At 64.7% G+C, this 15,851-nt stretch carries 15 protein-coding genes; 14 read left to right on the forward strand and 1 reads right to left on the reverse strand.

What is annotated here, in order from left to right; genetic code table 11:
- Positions 1-8 precede the first annotated feature (8 nt).
- The 10 genes from ACX3PH_RS10745 to ACX3PH_RS10790 all read left to right on the forward strand — a co-directional run bounded on the left by ACX3PH_RS10745 (position 9) and on the right by ACX3PH_RS10790 (position 10,474).
- On the forward strand, positions 9-698 hold the full coding sequence (locus ACX3PH_RS10745) for a YggS family pyridoxal phosphate-dependent enzyme (protein ID WP_459092281.1): 690 nt from the start codon (positions 9-11) through the stop codon (positions 696-698).
- A 37-nt stretch (positions 699-735) separates the two neighbouring features.
- Positions 736-1,227, forward strand: coding sequence for a cell division protein SepF (locus tag ACX3PH_RS10750; RefSeq protein WP_459092283.1), 492 nt, complete (start codon positions 736-738; stop codon positions 1,225-1,227).
- A gap of 4 nt (positions 1,228-1,231) precedes the next feature.
- Positions 1,232-1,525, forward strand: a complete 294-nt coding sequence (locus tag ACX3PH_RS10755) for a YggT family protein (protein WP_459092285.1) — start codon at positions 1,232-1,234, stop codon at positions 1,523-1,525.
- A 119-nt stretch (positions 1,526-1,644) separates the two neighbouring features.
- Entirely contained in the window at positions 1,645-2,382 is a 738-nt protein-coding gene (locus ACX3PH_RS10760; protein ID WP_459092287.1) for a DivIVA domain-containing protein, read from the forward strand.
- Complete coding sequence (lspA, locus tag ACX3PH_RS10765; protein ID WP_459092289.1) at positions 2,369-2,941, forward strand: signal peptidase II; 573 nt, start codon at positions 2,369-2,371, stop codon at positions 2,939-2,941. The genes ACX3PH_RS10760 and lspA overlap by 14 nt, the downstream gene beginning before the upstream one ends.
- Positions 2,942-2,946: 5 nt before the next feature.
- The gene (locus ACX3PH_RS10770; RefSeq protein ID WP_459092291.1) at positions 2,947-3,867 is read left to right on the forward strand and encodes an RluA family pseudouridine synthase; all 921 of its coding nucleotides are present in this window, start codon (positions 2,947-2,949) and stop codon (positions 3,865-3,867) included.
- A 145-nt stretch (positions 3,868-4,012) separates the two neighbouring features.
- Positions 4,013-7,474 (forward strand): DNA polymerase III subunit alpha, encoded by a 3,462-nt coding sequence (gene dnaE, locus ACX3PH_RS10775; RefSeq protein WP_459092416.1) that lies wholly within the window; start codon positions 4,013-4,015, stop codon positions 7,472-7,474.
- Between the two features lie 25 nt (positions 7,475-7,499).
- Positions 7,500-8,807 carry a histidinol dehydrogenase gene (gene hisD / locus ACX3PH_RS10780; RefSeq protein ID WP_459092293.1) on the forward strand — a complete coding sequence of 436 codons (1,308 nt, stop codon included), beginning with the start codon at positions 7,500-7,502 and terminating at the stop codon, positions 8,805-8,807.
- Between the two features lie 86 nt (positions 8,808-8,893).
- The gene (nrdR, locus tag ACX3PH_RS10785) at positions 8,894-9,364 is read left to right on the forward strand and encodes a transcriptional regulator NrdR (protein ID WP_459092295.1); all 471 of its coding nucleotides are present in this window, start codon (positions 8,894-8,896) and stop codon (positions 9,362-9,364) included.
- Between the two features lie 75 nt (positions 9,365-9,439).
- Entirely contained in the window at positions 9,440-10,474 is a 1,035-nt protein-coding gene (locus tag ACX3PH_RS10790) for a quinone-dependent dihydroorotate dehydrogenase (protein WP_459092297.1), read from the forward strand.
- Between the two features lie 15 nt (positions 10,475-10,489).
- Here ACX3PH_RS10790 and ACX3PH_RS10795 read toward each other — a convergent pair whose 3' ends face one another.
- A complete protein-coding gene (locus ACX3PH_RS10795) occupies positions 10,490-11,104 on the reverse strand; it encodes a DUF3043 domain-containing protein (protein ID WP_459092299.1) in 615 nt (204 codons plus the stop codon).
- A 39-nt stretch (positions 11,105-11,143) separates the two neighbouring features.
- On the opposite strand from ACX3PH_RS10795, the gene ACX3PH_RS10800 reads away from it, so the two are divergent.
- From ACX3PH_RS10800 to ctaD, 4 genes are all read left to right on the forward strand, one after another.
- Positions 11,144-12,547, forward strand: a complete 1,404-nt coding sequence (locus tag ACX3PH_RS10800; RefSeq protein WP_459092301.1) for a M20/M25/M40 family metallo-hydrolase — start codon at positions 11,144-11,146, stop codon at positions 12,545-12,547.
- Between the two features lie 151 nt (positions 12,548-12,698).
- Positions 12,699-13,061, forward strand: a complete 363-nt coding sequence (gene erpA, locus ACX3PH_RS10805; RefSeq protein WP_459092303.1) for an iron-sulfur cluster insertion protein ErpA — start codon at positions 12,699-12,701, stop codon at positions 13,059-13,061.
- A 160-nt stretch (positions 13,062-13,221) separates the two neighbouring features.
- A complete protein-coding gene (gene ctaC, locus ACX3PH_RS10810) occupies positions 13,222-14,100 on the forward strand; it encodes an aa3-type cytochrome oxidase subunit II (protein ID WP_459092305.1) in 879 nt (292 codons plus the stop codon).
- A gap of 8 nt (positions 14,101-14,108) precedes the next feature.
- Positions 14,109-15,851, forward strand: coding sequence for an aa3-type cytochrome oxidase subunit I (ctaD, locus tag ACX3PH_RS10815; RefSeq protein WP_459092307.1), 1,743 nt, complete (start codon positions 14,109-14,111; stop codon positions 15,849-15,851).

Here is a 15,851-nt window from a genome sequence, read left to right on the forward strand (position 1 = left end):
GGCCTTAAGTGACAGGCGGCCCCCTCGCGGATCGGCTGACGGCGGTGCGGGCTGCCATAGCCGATGCCGCACGCGAGGCCGGGCGAACGGAATCCGAGATCACGACGATCGTGGTGACGAAATTCCATTCTGCGGAACTCGTGCGGGAACTGCATGCACTGGGAGTGCGTGACGTGGGTGAGAACCGCCATCAGGAGGCGTCGGCGAAGGCCGCGTCACTCGGTGACCTCGACCTGGTCTGGCATTTCGTCGGCCAGTTGCAGAGCAAGAAGGCCAGGCAGGTGCGGTCGTACGCCAGCGTCGTCCATTCGCTCGATCGTGAGTCCGTCATCGATGCGCTGGCACTCGCTGATGGCGCGGCCGGCGTGGTCATCGACGGCTTCGTGCAGCTCAACCTCACCGACGACCCGGGCAGGGGCGGCGTTCAGCCCGATGACCTGCTCCGGATCGCAGAGCGCGTGAAGGCCGCCGATGGCCTTCGACTGCGCGGCGTGATGGCCGTTGCGCCGATCGGCGAAGAACCGCGCCGGGCTTTCGAGCGGGTGCGCGCAGCATCCGCTCGGCTGCGAACCCTGGACCCGGAAGCCGGATCCATCTCGACGGGCATGTCCGGCGACTTCCGGGAGGCGATCCTGGAAGGTGCGACACACCTCCGGATTGGTTCCGCAATCACCGGAAACCGCACCACCCCGGGTTAATCTCGAACCAGAAGTTCACCACCAGGAGGCAAAACAAATGGCAAACCCACTACGCAAGACCATGGTCTACCTGGGGCTTGCCGACGAAGAGTTCGACTATCAGGACAACTCTCCGGTGGCTCCCGTTGCCCCCGTTCACCAGGCCCAGTCCCCGCAGCACGTGTCGCAGCAGGGTTCGGCATCCAGGGCTCCGGTGACACCACTCCGCAGGCCGACCACCACACGAAGCGCGGCACCCACTGAAATGAATGAGATCCTCACGGTCCACCCGCGTCAATACAAAGACGCCCAGGTGATCGCCGAAAGCTTCCGCGAAGGCGTCCCGGTGATCATCAACCTGTCCCAGATGAGCGAGCCGGATGCCCGTCGACTGATCGATTTCGCCAGCGGCCTCTCCCAGGGCCTGTACGGCAAGATCGAGAGGGTCACATCGAAGGTCTTCCTGCTGTCGCCGGCACACGTTGCCGTCAGCGGAGACCAGCCTGCGGCAGAGTCCGACGTCGAGGCGTCGTTCTTCACCCAGAACTAGCCGGGTGATCGTTTCGACCGTTGCGGCGGTGCTGTATGCCGCGCTGCTCATCTACCTGCTGGTGATGTGGTTGCGCTTCATCGTCGATATCGTGCAGGTGATCAACCGTCAGTGGCGCCCGAAGGGGTTCGTGCTGGTGATCACCGAGGTCGCTTATGTGCTGACCGATCCGCCCCTGAAGCTCGTTCGCCGGCTGGTTCCGCCCATCCGGGCCGGCGGTATGGCACTCGACTTTGCCTGGAGCATCGTCATGCTAGTGGTGATAGTCCTGATTATTCTGACTGGGAGTATCCGGTAACCGGAATGTACGCTGTAGCCTTGACCTGTGGGCAGGGTGCAATTCCTGAACGCAGTCAACTTTGCTAGCGTTTTCCTAACGTTCCATGATTTATCAGAAAGTTTTTTGAGGTGACGAGAATGGCCCTTACGCCTGAAGACGTAGTCAACAAGCGGTTCCAGCCGACCAAATTTCGCGAGGGCTATGACCAGGACGAGGTCGATGACTTTCTGGACGAGGTCGTTGTCGAGCTGCGACGCCTGAACCAGGAGAACGAAGAGCTGCGCCAGCGCCTCATCGCCAGCGACTCGCGGATTGCCGAACTGCAACGCAGTGGTGGTTCCGCCACCGCGCAGGCCCAGCCGGCTCCGGCCGACACTGTCGCCCAGCCCGTCGCGGCGCAGCCGGCCCAGCCGGAGGCACCGGCTCAGACCGGCTTCGGCGCCACTCCCGGACTCGACGACGCCGGCAGCACCAACAACCTGCTGCAGCTCGCCCGCCGCCTGCACGAAGAGCACGTCCGTGAAGGTATCGAGAAGCGCGACGCACTCATCGCAGAGGGCCACGCGACGGCGGCACGAGTCGTTGGAGAAGCCGAAGCCCAGCAGCGCGAGCAGATCGGTGCGCTCGAGAAGGAGCGCGCCTCCCTCGAGGCTGCGATCGAAGAACTTCGCACCTTCGAGAGCGAGTACCGCCAGAAGCTGAAGAGCTACATCGAAGAGCAGCTGCAGGAGCTGGAGAACGCCGCACCGGTGAACACCGGCAGTACCCCGCATGGTGCCGGTGCGAGCTCAGGTGCCGCGAGTTCGGGTGGTTTCACCGCTCCCGGGACCTCGACGCCTCCGCCAGCCAGCTACCAGGGCTTTGGCGGAAACTGAGCCGGTCGCGCAGTCGGGGAACACCGGGCGTCACCGGATCAACGTTCGGGCGCTAGCCTCACTGGCCGTAGTCGCCGTGCTGGTCCTCGGTGCTGACCAGTTCACCAAGTTCCTCGTCGTCAGCAACCTGAGCGCCGGAGAGCACAACCCGGTCATCGGGGAACTGCTGCAATTCGTGTTCGTCAAGAACTCGGGGGCGGCGTTCTCACTGGCCAGCGGGTCAACCTGGATCTTCTCCATCGCGGCATCCGCCGTCACGGTGTTCATCATCCTGTTCGCCCACCGGATCAAGTCCCTGGCCTGGGCGGTGCTGTTCGGGATGCTGCTGGGCGGTACCCTGGGCAACCTGCTCGATCGGTTGTTCCGGGAGCCGAGCTTCGGCCTGGGGCACGTGGTCGACTTCATCCAGGTGTGGGGATTCCCGGCGATCTTCAACGTCGCCGATATCTTCATCGTGTCGAGCATGGGGCTGTTCATCATCCTCTCGGTCCGCGGTGTTCGCCTCGATGGCACCCGAGAAGCAGCCGGCGACCCTGACGCCGTGCCGGAAGCAAAGTAGCGACTATGGAGACACGCAGCCTCCCGTTGCCCGACGGCCTTGCGGGGGAGCGCACCGACACCGCGTTGGCCAAGCTCATGGGCTTCTCCCGCAGCTTTGCCGCCGAAGTCATCGAGGCTGGCGGCGTCAGCGCTGACGGTGTTCGCCTGGCGAAGTCGGATCGCCTGCGCGCGGGAGCCTGGCTCGAGGTCACCTGGGAACCGAAGCAGGCACCGGTCATCGTGCCGATGAACGTTCCTGAGCTCACGGTGGTGCACGACGACGACGACCTGATCGTGATCGACAAACCGGTCGGCGTTGCCGCCCACCCCTCCGTCGGGTGGACCGGGCCGACGGTGCTCGGCGCCCTGGCCGGTGCCGGCTACCGCATTGCCACCTCCGGTGCGGCGGAGCGCGCAGGAATCGTGCATCGGCTCGACGCGGGCACCAGCGGCCTCATGGTCGTCGCCAAGTCGGAGCATGCATACTCGGAACTCAAGCGGGCCTTCCACGACCGCAAGGTCGACAAGACCTACCACGCCATCGTGCAGGGCCATCCCGATCCGCTGACCGGCACGATCGGCGCCCCGATCGGTCGACACCCCGGGTCGAGCTGGAAGTTCGCCGTCGTGGCGGATGGCAAGCCTTCGGTGACCCACTACGAGACGCTCGAGGCGTTTCCCAGCGCCTCCCTCCTCGAGATCCGCTTGGAAACCGGCCGAACCCATCAGATCCGGGTGCACATGGCTGCGCAGCGCCACCCCTGCGTCGGCGATGCCATGTACGGCGCGGACCCGACGATTTCCGAGCGACTCGGCCTTGGCCGGCAATGGCTGCACGCCGTTCGGTTGGGCTTCGTGCATCCGGGAACCCACCAACCGGTCGAATACCAGACGGAGTATCCAGCCGATCTGCAACATGCATTAGCCATTCTCCGCGCCAGTTAAACGCTTCTCCGCGCGCTCTGAGCGGTCATCGCCCGGCGACGATCTAAGCTGGACTCTCCACCCGGTTCAACCCTCGGCTAGACGGAGAGCAGTGCCTTCCAGCAAAGATTCCTTCGTGCACCTGCACGTGCACAGCGAATACTCGATGCTCGATGGCGCAGCCAGGGTCAAGCCGCTGATTGCGGCTGCCGTCGAGCAGGGAATGCCGGCGGTTGCGGTCACCGACCACGGCAACGTCTTCGGTGCCTACGACTTCTGGAAGACGGCGACCGAGGCCGGCATCAAGCCGATCATCGGCACCGAGGCCTACCTCACTCCCGGCACCCATCGCAGTGACAAGACCAGGGTGCGCTGGGGCAACGGGGGAGGGGACGACGTCTCCGGCTCCGGCGCATACACCCACATGACACTGCTCTCGGAGACCACCCAGGGCATGCACAACCTGTTCCGGCTTTCCTCCAGGGCCTCCATCGAGGGCTACTACTTCAAGCCACGCATGGACCGCGAACTGCTTTCCCAATACGGCGAAGGCCTGATTTCGACTACCGGATGCGCCAGCGGCGAGATCCAGACGCGCATCCGCCTCGGCCAGTACGAGGAGGCGAAGAAGGCGGCAGCGGAATTCCGTGACATCTTCGGCAAGGAGAACTTCTTCTGCGAGATCATGGACCACGGCATCGATGTTGAACGCCGTGCGATGAGCGACCTGCTGAGGCTCGCCAAGGAGCTCGACCTCCCACTGCTGGCCACCAACGACCTGCACTACACGCACGCCCACGACGCGACCAGCCACGCCGCCCTGCTCTGCGTGCAGTCCGGGTCGACCCTGGACGACCCTAACCGGTTCAAGTTCGACGCGGACGAGTTCTACCTCAAGTCGGCCAGCCAGATGCGTGAGCTGTTCCGCGACTACCCGGAGGCCTGCGACAACACGCTGCTGATCGCCGAGCGAAGCGACGTGAAATTCAACGAGAGCGCGAACTACATGCCGCGCTTCCCGGTTCCGGACGGCGAGACCGAGGAGACCTGGTTCATCAAGGAGGTCGACAATGGGCTGCACGTGCGCTACCCGACCGGCATCCCCGCTGACGTGCGCAAGCAGGCAGACTACGAGGTCGGCGTCATCCTGCAGATGGGCTTCCCCGGCTACTTCCTGGTGGTCGCCGACTTCATCAACTGGTCCAAGCGGAACGGCATCCGCGTCGGCCCAGGCCGTGGCTCCGGTGCCGGGTCGATGGCCGCCTACGCGATGGGCATCACCGACCTGGACCCGCTGAAGCACGGCCTGATCTTCGAGCGCTTCCTGAACCCGGACCGCGTCTCCATGCCCGACTTCGACGTCGACTTCGACGACCGGCGCCGTGGCGAAGTCATCAAGTACGTCACCGAGAAGTACGGCGATGAGCGAGTCGCCCAGATCGTCACCTACGGCACCATCAAGGCGAAGCAGGCACTGAAGGACTCGTCCCGCGTGCTCGGCTTCCCGTTCGGTATGGGTGAGAAGCTCACCAAGGCGATGCCGCCACCGATCATGGGCAAGGACATCCCGCTCACCGGCATCTTCGACAAGGACCACCCGCGCTACAAGGAGGCCGGAGACATCCGCTCTGTGGTCGAAACCGACCCGGAGGCGAGGACCGTTTTCGACACCGCCCTCGGGCTGGAGAACCTGAAGCGGCAGTGGGGCGTGCACGCCGCCGGCGTCATCATGTCGTCCGACCCGCTGATCGACATCATCCCGATCATGAAGCGGGAGCAGGACGGCCAGATCGTCACGCAGTTCGATTACCCCGCCTGCGAGGCGCTCGGCCTCATCAAGATGGACTTCCTGGGCCTTCGCAACCTCACGATCATCGATGACGCACTCGACAACATCGAGTCGAACCGTGGCCACCGTCCGGTGCTGGAAGACCTCGAACTGGACGACCAGCCTGCCTACGACCTCCTGGCCAGGGGCGACACCCTCGGCGTGTTCCAGCTGGATGGTGGCCCGATGCGCGGGCTGCTCCGGCTGATGAAGCCCGACAACTTCGAAGACATCTCGGCCGTGCTGGCCCTGTACCGGCCAGGCCCGATGGGAGCGGACTCCCACACCAACTACGCGCTGCGCAAGAACGGTCAGCAGGAGATCGACTACATCCATCCGGAGCTCTCCGAGGCGCTTCACGACGTGCTTGGCACGACCTATGGCTTGATCGTCTACCAAGAGCAGGTCATGTCGATTGCGCAGAAGCTGGCCGGCTTCACGCTCGCCCAGGCGGACCTGCTGCGGCGGGCGATGGGCAAGAAGAAGAAGTCAGAGCTGGACAAGCAGTTCGAGGGCTTCAGCGCCGGCATGCAGGAGCGCGGCTATTCGACGGATGCGGTGAAGACACTGTGGGACATCCTGCTGCCGTTCTCCGACTACGCCTTCAACAAGGCGCACTCCGCCGCCTACGGCGTGGTCTCGTATTGGACCGCCTACCTGAAAGCCCACTATCCGGCCGAGTACATGGCAGCACTGCTGACCAGCGTCGGCGACTCCAAGGACAAGCTCGCGATCTACCTGAGCGAGTGCCGCCGGATGGGCATCAAGGTGCTGGCTCCAGACGTCAACGAGTCGATCGGATTCTTCGCCGCCGTCGGCGAAGACATCCGCTTCGGACTGGGAGCCGTGCGGAACGTCGGCCACAACGTGGTTGAGGCGATCCGCGGGGCCCGCGAGGCGAAGGGGCGGTTCGAGTCATTCCACGACTTCCTGGCGAAGGTCCCGATCCCGGTCGCGAACAAGCGCACCATGGAGTCGCTGATCAAGGCCGGCGCGTTCGACTCGCTCGGGGCGACGCGCCGTGCGCTCATGGAGATCCACGAGGACGCCGTCGAGGCAGCGGTGAGCGTCAAGCGGGCGGAAGCCAACGGGCAGGTCGGTTTCGACTTCGACAGCCTCTGGGACGAACCACAGACCGTACAACAGGTTCCGCCACGACCGGAGTGGGCCAAGCGCGACAAGCTGGCGTTCGAGCGCGAAATGCTCGGGCTCTACGTCTCCGATCATCCGCTCGCCGGCCTGGAACTGCAGCTCGCCAAGCACGCGAGCACCACCATCGCCGACCTTCTCGCGGGTGATGCCGCCCAGGACGGTGAGACGGTCACGGTGGCCGGGCTGATCACCAGCGTGCAGCACCGCACCGCCCGCAACTCCGGCAACCAGTACGGAATGGTCACCGTCGAGGACTTCGGCGGCGAGATCACGGTCATGTTCCTCGGCAAGACGTACCAGGAGTTCTCGCCGGCGCTGACCAACGACTCGATCGTCGTGGTCAGGGGGCGGGTGAGCGCGCGAGACGACGGGATGAATCTGCACGCCGTGAGCATGTTCACGCCGGACACCGGGGCATCGCTGGGTTCCGGGCCGCTCGTGATCTCGCTCCCGGAGTTCCGGGCGACGACGGATGTCGTATCCGCGCTGAGCGATGCCCTCATCCGCCATTCTGGTGACACCGAAGTGAGGCTGAAGCTGATCAAGGGGGAGAGCGCGCGGATGTTCGAGGTGCCGTACCCCGTCTCGGTGAGCGCCGACCTCTACGGCGAGCTGAAGTCGCTGCTCGGCCCCAGCTGCCTGGGTTGATGATCCCGCTAAAGTTGTGGAAGCCATGATCCAGACCATCGACCTCCGAGGCGCCACGCCCAATCGTTCCGAGCTCCTCGCCCTGGTGCCGAGAGCCGTCACCGACGTTTCCGCGGCGACCGCCATCGCTGAGGAGCTCATCGCCGACGTGCGGAACCGCGGCGAGGTTGCGCTCCTCGATCAGGCCGAACGCCTGGACGGGGTGCGACCGAGCCGCACGAGGGTCGCCTCCTCTGAACTCAGCGACGCGCTGGCGGCACTGGACCCGACCGTCCGGCTGGCGATCGAGGAGGCCATCGAGCGCCTCCGTGCCGCATCGCGTGCCCAACTGCCTGCCCCGGTGACGACCCGCCTCGGCGACGGTGCCCACGTCGTCCAGCGCTGGTCCCCGATGGCCAGGGTGGGCCTGTACGTGCCGGGCGGCAAAGCCGTCTACCCGTCGAGCGTCCTGATGAACGTGGTGCCCGCCCAGGTCGCCGGCGTCTCTTCGATCGCGCTGGCCTCGCCTCCCCAGCGGGAGTTCGGGGGCTCGGTTCACCCGACCATCCTGGCCGCCGCCGCGCTGCTCGGTGTCGATGAGGTCTACGCCATGGGCGGTGCCGGCGCTATCGGCGCGTTCGCCTACGGAGTTCCGGATGCCGGACTCGACCCGGTTCAGCTCATCACCGGCCCCGGCAATGTCTTCGTGGCGGCAGCCAAGCGCCTGGTGCGCGGCCAGGCCGGTATCGACGCGGAGGCCGGCCCGACCGAAATCCTGGTCATCGCGGATGCCACGGCCAACGCCCGTTTCGTTGCTGCCGACCTGGTGAGCCAGGCCGAGCATGACGAGCTCGCCTCCGCCGTCCTGGTGACAGATTCCGCGGAGTTGTCAGGCCGGGTGCAGGATGAGCTCCGCACCCTGGTCTCGGAAGCAGCCCATAGCGTCCGGATCACCGAGGCGCTGGGTGGTCGGCAATCGGCGATCGTGCTCGTCGACGACCTGCCTGCGGCCGTTGCGTTCAGCAATGCCTACGGACCGGAGCACCTGGAGCTCCACACCGAGAATCCGGATGCGGTGCTCGAGGGTATTGAGAGCGCCGGTGCCATCTTCGTCGGCGACCACTCACCGGTCAGCCTGGGGGACTACCTGGCCGGATCGAACCATGTGCTGCCGACCGGCGGGCAGGCGAGGTTTTCATCGGGCCTGGGGGCGTACACGTTCCTGAGGCCCCAGCAGGTCATCCGATACGACCGCCGGGGCTTGGGCGAGGTTCGCGACCACATCGTGGCCCTGGCGACGGCGGAGAACCTGCCGGCGCACGCCGCAGCTGTCACCGCCCGATTCGACGGCTGATCGGCTGAGAGGCAGAGAGGTTGAGAGGCCGGGCGGCAGGGCGTCGTCAGGGTTTCGCCGAGGCGGTGGCCTATTGTTGAGTCACCATGTTCTGCCCCTTCTGCCGCCACCCGGACTCCCGGGTCATCGACTCACGGACCAGTGATGATGGGCTGTCGATCCGCCGTCGTCGGCAATGTCCGGAGTGCGGCCGCCGCTTCAGCACCATCGAGACCGCCAGCCTGAGCGTGGTCAAGCGCAACGGGGTGCTCGAGCCGTTCTCGCGCGAGAAGGTCGTTGCCGGTGTGCGGAAGGCCTGCCAGGGCCGGCCGGTGACCGACACCGACCTCGCGGTGCTCGCACAGAAGGTCGAGGAGACCATTCGTGCCACCGGGGCGTCGCAGATCGACGCCAACGACATCGGAGTGGCAATCCTGCCCCCGCTGCGGGAACTCGACGAAGTTGCGTACCTGCGATTCGCCAGCGTGTACCAGGGTTTCGAGTCGCTCGAGGATTTCGAGTCGGCAATCACCCAGCTGCGGGTGGAGCACGACGAGCCGCTCAGCGCCGCCGAATAGGCCAGCGCCACCGATATAGCCAGCGCCACCGAATGGGCCAGTCCGGCAGGAGGATGCCGGTAGCCTGATCAGCGTATGTATCGACTACTCTTCCAGGCCGTGCTCACCAGACTGGATCCCGAACTCGCGCACAACCTCGCGTTCCGGTTCATCCGGACCCTGGCCTGGACCCGGGTCGGCACGCTCATCGCCCGTTTCACCCGGCCGCATCCGTCTCTCGCTGTCGAAACGCTCGGCTTGCGCTTTGCCTCACCGTTCGGGGTGGCTGCCGGTTTCGACAAGGAGGCCAAGGCGATCCAGGGCCTGTGGCAGCTCGGATTCGGCCACGTCGAAGTCGGAACGCTGACGGCCAGGCCGCAACCGGGCAACGACCGCCCACGCATGTTCCGGCTGGTCGCCGACCGTGCCGTCATCAACCGGATGGGATTCAACAACGGCGGGAGCACGGATGCCGTCCCGCGGCTGGAACGTGCCCGCAAGCGCCGCAGCCGTCCGGTCATCGGGGTCAACATCGGCAAGTCGCGTGCGGTCGATGTGGCAGATGCGGCGGCCGATTACCTGCAGAGCACGACGTTGCTGGCGCCGGTGGCCGACTACCTGGTGGTCAACGTGAGCTCACCCAACACGCCGGGGCTGAGGGGCCTGCAGGAGCTGGACAAGCTGGGCCCGTTGCTCGGCGACGTCCGCAACGCCGCAGGCAGGATACCGGTGCTCGTGAAGATCGCGCCCGACCTGACCGACGACGAAGTGCGGCGCATCGCGAAGCTCGTCGTCGAGCTGCCACTGGCCGGGATCATCGCCACCAACACCACGATTTCCCGAGACGGGCTGGCGACCGACCCGACTATTGTGGCGCAGATGGGCGCCGGCGGGCTGTCGGGTGCGCCGCTGGCTGCGCGATCCCTGGAAGTGCTGAAACTCATCCGCAGTATCGTGCCTGCCGAGCTGTGCGTGATCTCGGTCGGGGGAGTGGAGACCGCCCGCGACGTCGCCGAACGGCTCGAGGCGGGTGCGACCCTGGTGCAGGGGTACACCGGCTTCGTCTACCGCGGGCCGCTGTGGGCTGCGCAGGTCAACAAGGGGTTGCGGCGCCTTCGTTCCGGCGGATGACTCCGCTGAGCCGGATCAGGCCGGGTACTGCCCCCGCTTGACCTGCGGCTTGGGCAACCGCATCCGGCGCAATTGCAGGCAGCGCATGGCGGTGTACCAGCGGTAGCCCTTGTGCACGTTCTCCTTGCCGAACTTCGCGGCGAGTCGGCGACCGACCTGGAAACCGGCGAACACGCAGTCCAGCACCGCGAGGATGAAGAAACCCCACAGGCCGAGAATGCTGATGATCTGCACCTCGTAGTTGTCGACCAGGGTGAGGATGATGATGACGAGCATGACCGGGATCATCAGTTCGCCGACACTGAACCGGGCGTCGACGAAGTCGCGGATGAAGCGCTTCTGGGGCCCCTTGTCACGTGCAGGCAGGAACTTCTCCTCGCCATTGGCCATGCCGATGCGGGCACGGTCCCTGGCCTCGTTGTACTTCGCCTTTGCCGCCTTGTTCGCTACCTTGCGGTCGCTGCCGACCAGCGGACGGAGGTTCGCGGCTTCGCGTTCCTTGCGCTTGGGCGTCGGCCTTCCCTTTCCCGCAGCCGCTTCTGTGCGCTGGGCGCTGTCGGTGTTCAGGTCGTAACCGGACTGGTCGGCTGAGCCGCCCGGTACGGGGGAGTTCGGTGCTGGCTTGGCCACAGTAAATCCTTGAGTTCGTTGACTCTTAAGATTACCTGCATGACTACTTCTGAAAGCACGCGTCCGGAATTGCTGGAAAAGCTGAGGGAATCAGTGCAGGCCGGGTTGCCTGCGGCCATCGCCGAACTGTCGCAGCTGGTTCGTATCCCGTCCGTGTCCTGGGCCGCCTTCGATGAGCAGCATGTCATCGACAGTGCCGCGGCGGTCGAGAAGCTGGTTCGCGAACTCGGGGTGTTCGAGCACGTGGAGACCTCGCGGGCGACGATCGGCGACACGGACTCGCTGGGGAAGCCGGCCGTGCTGGCGACCAGGGCCGCTCGGAATGGCAAGCCGACCATCCTGCTCTACGCCCACCATGACGTTCAGCCGCAGGGATCGGACGAGGACTGGGAGTCGCCGCCGTTCGAGCCGACACTGCGCGGTGACCGGCTCTATGGTCGCGGCGCTGCCGATGACAAGGCCGGCGTGATGGCGCACATCGCCGCCGTCCGTGCGCTGGTCGAGACGGCAGGCGACGACTTCGACCTCGGACTCGCCCTGTTCATCGAGGGGGAGGAGGAAGCCGGTTCGCTGTCCTTCAAGAACTTCCTGGTCAAGCACCAGGACCAGCTTCGGTCTGATGTGATCGTGGTGGCCGACTCCGACAACTGGGACGTGGACACCCCGGCGATCACGGTCGCCCTCCGCGGCAACGTGGCGTTCCAGCTCGAGGTTCGCACCCTGGAACACGCCTCGCACTCCGGAATGTTCGGGGGAGCGGCGCCGGATGCCATGCTGGCGGCAGTGAAGCTGCTGGCCACCCTGCACGATGACGATGGTGCCGTCGCCGTCGACGGCCTCACGTCGCAGGACATGCAGACCCCGGAGTTCTCCGAGGAGCAGCTGCGCGAGGATGCCGGCTTCCTGGACGGCGTGATGCCGATCGGCCGGGGCAGCATCCTCGGCCGTTTGTGGGCGCAACCCGCGATCACGGTGACCGGTATCGACGCGCCGAGCGTCGCCAATGCCTCCAACACCCTCCTGCCGATGGTCAGGGTGCGGATCAGCGTGCGGATCGCTCCCGGTCAGACCGCGGCGGATGCCCGGGCGGCGATCGAGAAGCACCTGAAGGAGAACACCCCGTTCGGCGCTCACATCGCGTTCAGCGCCTACGAGATGGGCGACCCGTTCCTGGTCGACACCAGCGGCTGGGCTGTCGCCGAGGCGAAGACCGCGATGACGGATGCCTGGGGCGTTCCGGCTGTCGAGACCGGAATCGGCGGCTCGATCCCGTTCATCGCCGACCTGGTCGACCTCTTCCCCCAGGCGCAGATCCTGGTTACCGGTGTCGAAGACCCGGACACGCGGGCGCACAGCCCGAACGAGTCCCTGCACCTGGGCGTGTTCCACCGGGCGATCCTGGCCGAAGCAGTACTGCTCGCGCGCCTCAACGAACGCGGCTGAGGCCCTGGACTGCACCGTGAAGTTCCCATTCCGGTGGATAGTGCCCCGCGGACTGGCCCTATCCGCCGGAAAGGTCACTATCGCGTGTGCACCACTTTCCCGGCTGCGTTGCTTACACTGGGACCAGGATTCAGAACGATAAGGAGTGGTCATGACCGACACACTGACCGAAACCAAGCCGGCACCGGCACACGGAGTCGCACTGACGGCAGCCGCTGCCGACAAGGTTCGCTCGCTGTATGAGCAGGAAGGCCGGGACGACCTCCGCCTCAGGGTCGCCGTCCAGCCCGGCGGATGCTCCGGCCTGATCTATCAGCTCTATTTCGACGAACGACTGCTCGACGGCGACGTGACCGTTGATTTCGACGGGGTCGAGGTTGTGGTTGACAAGATGAGCGTCCCGTACCTGGATGGCGCGAACATCGACTTCGAGGACACCATCCAGAAGCAGGGCTTCACCATCGACAACCCGAACGCCGGCGGCAGCTGTGCGTGCGGAGACTCCTTCAGCTGAGTCAGAGGACGAAGAAAGGGAAATCGCCAGGCGCGGTTTCCCTTTTTTCTTTTGCCGCAGGTGGCGGTTCCGGTTCGAGTCTGCGCGTCACGAGCGATAGGCTCATTACTGTCAATAGACTGTGATTCGTACAGTTCCATGCCGTTCCGAGAGGTCTCAGGTGCGCTCTAACCGCCGTCTTCGATGGGCTGCCATTCCGATGGCAGCAATGCTGGTCGTTGTCCTCGCCGGATGCACCCAGGCACAGCTGAGGGGATATCTTCCCGGCGAGCCAGGCATCACCAACCACACCGACCGCGTCGCCGGCCTGTGGACAACATCCTGGATCATCCTCCTGCTGGTCGGCCTGCTGACCTGGGGCCTCATCATCTGGGTTGCCGTGGTGTACCGCCGCCGCAAGGGCCAGACCGGTCTCCCGGTGCAGTTGCGCTACAACATGCCGATCGAGATCCTCTACACGGTCATCCCGCTCATCCTGATCGTCGGGTTCTTCGCCTTCACAGCCCGTGACCAGGCGGCGATCGAAGCTCCGACCGAGAACCCCGATGTTCAGGTCGAGGTGTTCGCCAAGCGCTGGGCCTGGGACTTCAACTACCTGAACGAGGGCCCCGGCGGCAATGGCGTCCACTCGATGGGCATCCAGGCGCAGGAGAACGAAGACGACGACAGCATCGACTACGACCAGCTTCCGGTACTGGTACTTCCCGTCAACAAGACGGTTGAGATCGCCCTGGAGAGCCGCGATGTCGTGCACTCTTTCTGGGTTGCCGACTTCCTGTACAAGAAGGACAACATTCCCGGCAAGAGCAACTACATGTACTTCACACCGCAGAAGGAAGGGACGTACGCTGGAAAGTGCGCGGAGCTGTGCGGTGAATACCACTCGCTGATGCTCTTCAACGTCGAGGTGGTGTCTGAAGCGGAGTACGAGGACTACATCCAGAGTCTCGCGGATGCCGGGCAGACCGGAATTCGTGGGGCAGAGTACAACACCAATAGCAACTTGCCCGGCACAGCACCGGTAGACGGAACGGACTGATCGTCACCATGACAACCACAGAAGCACGGCCGGTCGTCGCCGGCACGGGAACCACGCAACACACGGTTTCCCCCAGCGCGAGGCGTAAGGGCAACGTGGTGGTCGAGTGGATCACCACCACCGACCACAAGAAGATCGGGTACATGTACCTGATCTCATCGTTCATCTACTTCTGCCTCGGCGGAGTGATGGCGCTGATCATCCGCGCCCAGCTGTTCGCACCGGGTCTCGAGCTGCTTGAGACCAAGGAGCAGTACAACCAGCTGTTCACCATGCACGGCACCATCATGCTGCTCATGTTCGCGACACCGTTGTTCGCCGGCTTCGCCAATGTGCTGATGCCACTCCAGATCGGCGCACCTGACGTGGCGTTCCCGCGCCTCAACGCCTTCGCCTACTGGCTGTACTCCTTCGGATCGTTGATGGCAGTCGCCGGGTTCCTGACCCCGCAGGGCGCGGCGTCCTTCGGCTGGTTCGCCTACACTCCACTGTCGACAACGACGTTCTCGCCGGGAATCGGCGGCAACCTCTGGGTATTCGGCCTGGCCATCAGTGGGTTCGGAACCATCCTCGGTGCGGTGAACTTCATCACCACCGTCATCACGATGCGCGCACCAGGCATGACCATGTTCCGGATGCCGATCTTCACCTGGAACATCATGGTGACCTCGATCCTCATCCTGATGGCATTCCCGGTGCTCGCCGCCGCGCTGTTCGGCCTCGGCATCGACCGGGTCTGGGGCGGACATATCTACAACGTGGAAGCCGGTGGTGCCGTCCTCTGGCAGCACTTGTTCTGGTTCTTCGGGCATCCGGAGGTCTACATCATCGCGCTGCCGTTCTTCGGCATCGTCTCCGAGGTCTTCCCGGTCTTCAGCCGTAAGCCGATCTTCGGGTACAAGACCCTGATCTACGCCACGGTGTCCATCGCCGCCCTGTCCGTCACGGTGTGGGCCCACCACATGTACGTGACCGGTTCGGTACTGCTGCCGTTCTTCTCGCTGATGACCATGCTGATCGCCGTTCCGACGGGTGTGAAGATCTTCAACTGGATCGGCACGATGTGGCGGGGCTCGGTGACGTTCGAGTCCGCCATGCTGTGGGCGATCGGCTTCCTGGTCACGTTCACCTTCGGTGGCCTGACCGGCGTGATCCTGGCGTCACCGCCGCTGGACTTCCACGTGTCGGACACCTACTTCGTGGTGGCGCACTTCCACTACGTGGTGTTCGGAACAGTCGTGTTCGCCATGTTCAGTGGGTTCTACTTCTGGTGGCCGAAGTGGACCGGCAAGATGCTCAACGAGAAGCTGGGCAAGATCCACTTCTGGCTGCTGTTCATCGGCTTCCACACCACCTTCCTGGTACAGCACTGGTTGGGCGTCGTCGGCTTCCCGCGTCGCTACGCGACCTACCAGCCTGAAGACAACTTCACCTGGATGAACCAGCTGTCGACGGTCGGTGCGATGATCCTCGGTATCTCGATGATCCCGTTCCTCTTCAACGTGTACATCACGGCACGTAACGCTCCGAAGGTGACCGTCAACGACCCGTGGGGTTACGGTCGCTCGCTCGAGTGGGCGACATCCTGCCCACCGCCGCGCCACAACTTCACGTCGATCCCCAGAATCCGCTCGGAGTCCCCGGCGTTCGACCTGAACCACCCGGAGGCCGGAGTCCCGGTCGGAGTCGGTCCGTTCAAAGACGCCCCCGACTCCCCAGTGGCTGACATGGCCGATGGAAAGGTGAAGTAA

This window comes from Homoserinimonas sp. A520 (assembly GCF_054489245.1).

What these genes read in the sequence shown, in the direction of transcription:
- ACX3PH_RS10750 (WP_459092283.1), top strand. Translation starts at nt 736, where the DNA reads ATGGCAAACCCACTACGCAAGACCATGGTCTACCTGGGGCTTGCCGAC.
- ACX3PH_RS10760 (WP_459092287.1), top strand. Translation starts at nt 1,645, where the DNA reads ATGGCCCTTACGCCTGAAGACGTAGTCAACAAGCGGTTCCAGCCGACC.
- ACX3PH_RS10770 (WP_459092291.1), top strand. Translation starts at nt 2,947, where the DNA reads ATGGAGACACGCAGCCTCCCGTTGCCCGACGGCCTTGCGGGGGAGCGC.
- dnaE (WP_459092416.1), top strand. Translation starts at nt 4,013, where the DNA reads ATGCTCGATGGCGCAGCCAGGGTCAAGCCGCTGATTGCGGCTGCCGTC.
- hisD (WP_459092293.1), top strand. Translation starts at nt 7,500, where the DNA reads ATGATCCAGACCATCGACCTCCGAGGCGCCACGCCCAATCGTTCCGAG.
- nrdR (WP_459092295.1), top strand. Translation starts at nt 8,894, where the DNA reads ATGTTCTGCCCCTTCTGCCGCCACCCGGACTCCCGGGTCATCGACTCA.
- ACX3PH_RS10790 (WP_459092297.1), top strand. Translation starts at nt 9,440, where the DNA reads ATGTATCGACTACTCTTCCAGGCCGTGCTCACCAGACTGGATCCCGAA.
- ACX3PH_RS10800 (WP_459092301.1), top strand. Translation starts at nt 11,144, where the DNA reads ATGACTACTTCTGAAAGCACGCGTCCGGAATTGCTGGAAAAGCTGAGG.
- erpA (WP_459092303.1), top strand. Translation starts at nt 12,699, where the DNA reads ATGACCGACACACTGACCGAAACCAAGCCGGCACCGGCACACGGAGTC.
- ctaD (WP_459092307.1), top strand. Translation starts at nt 14,109, where the DNA reads ATGACAACCACAGAAGCACGGCCGGTCGTCGCCGGCACGGGAACCACG.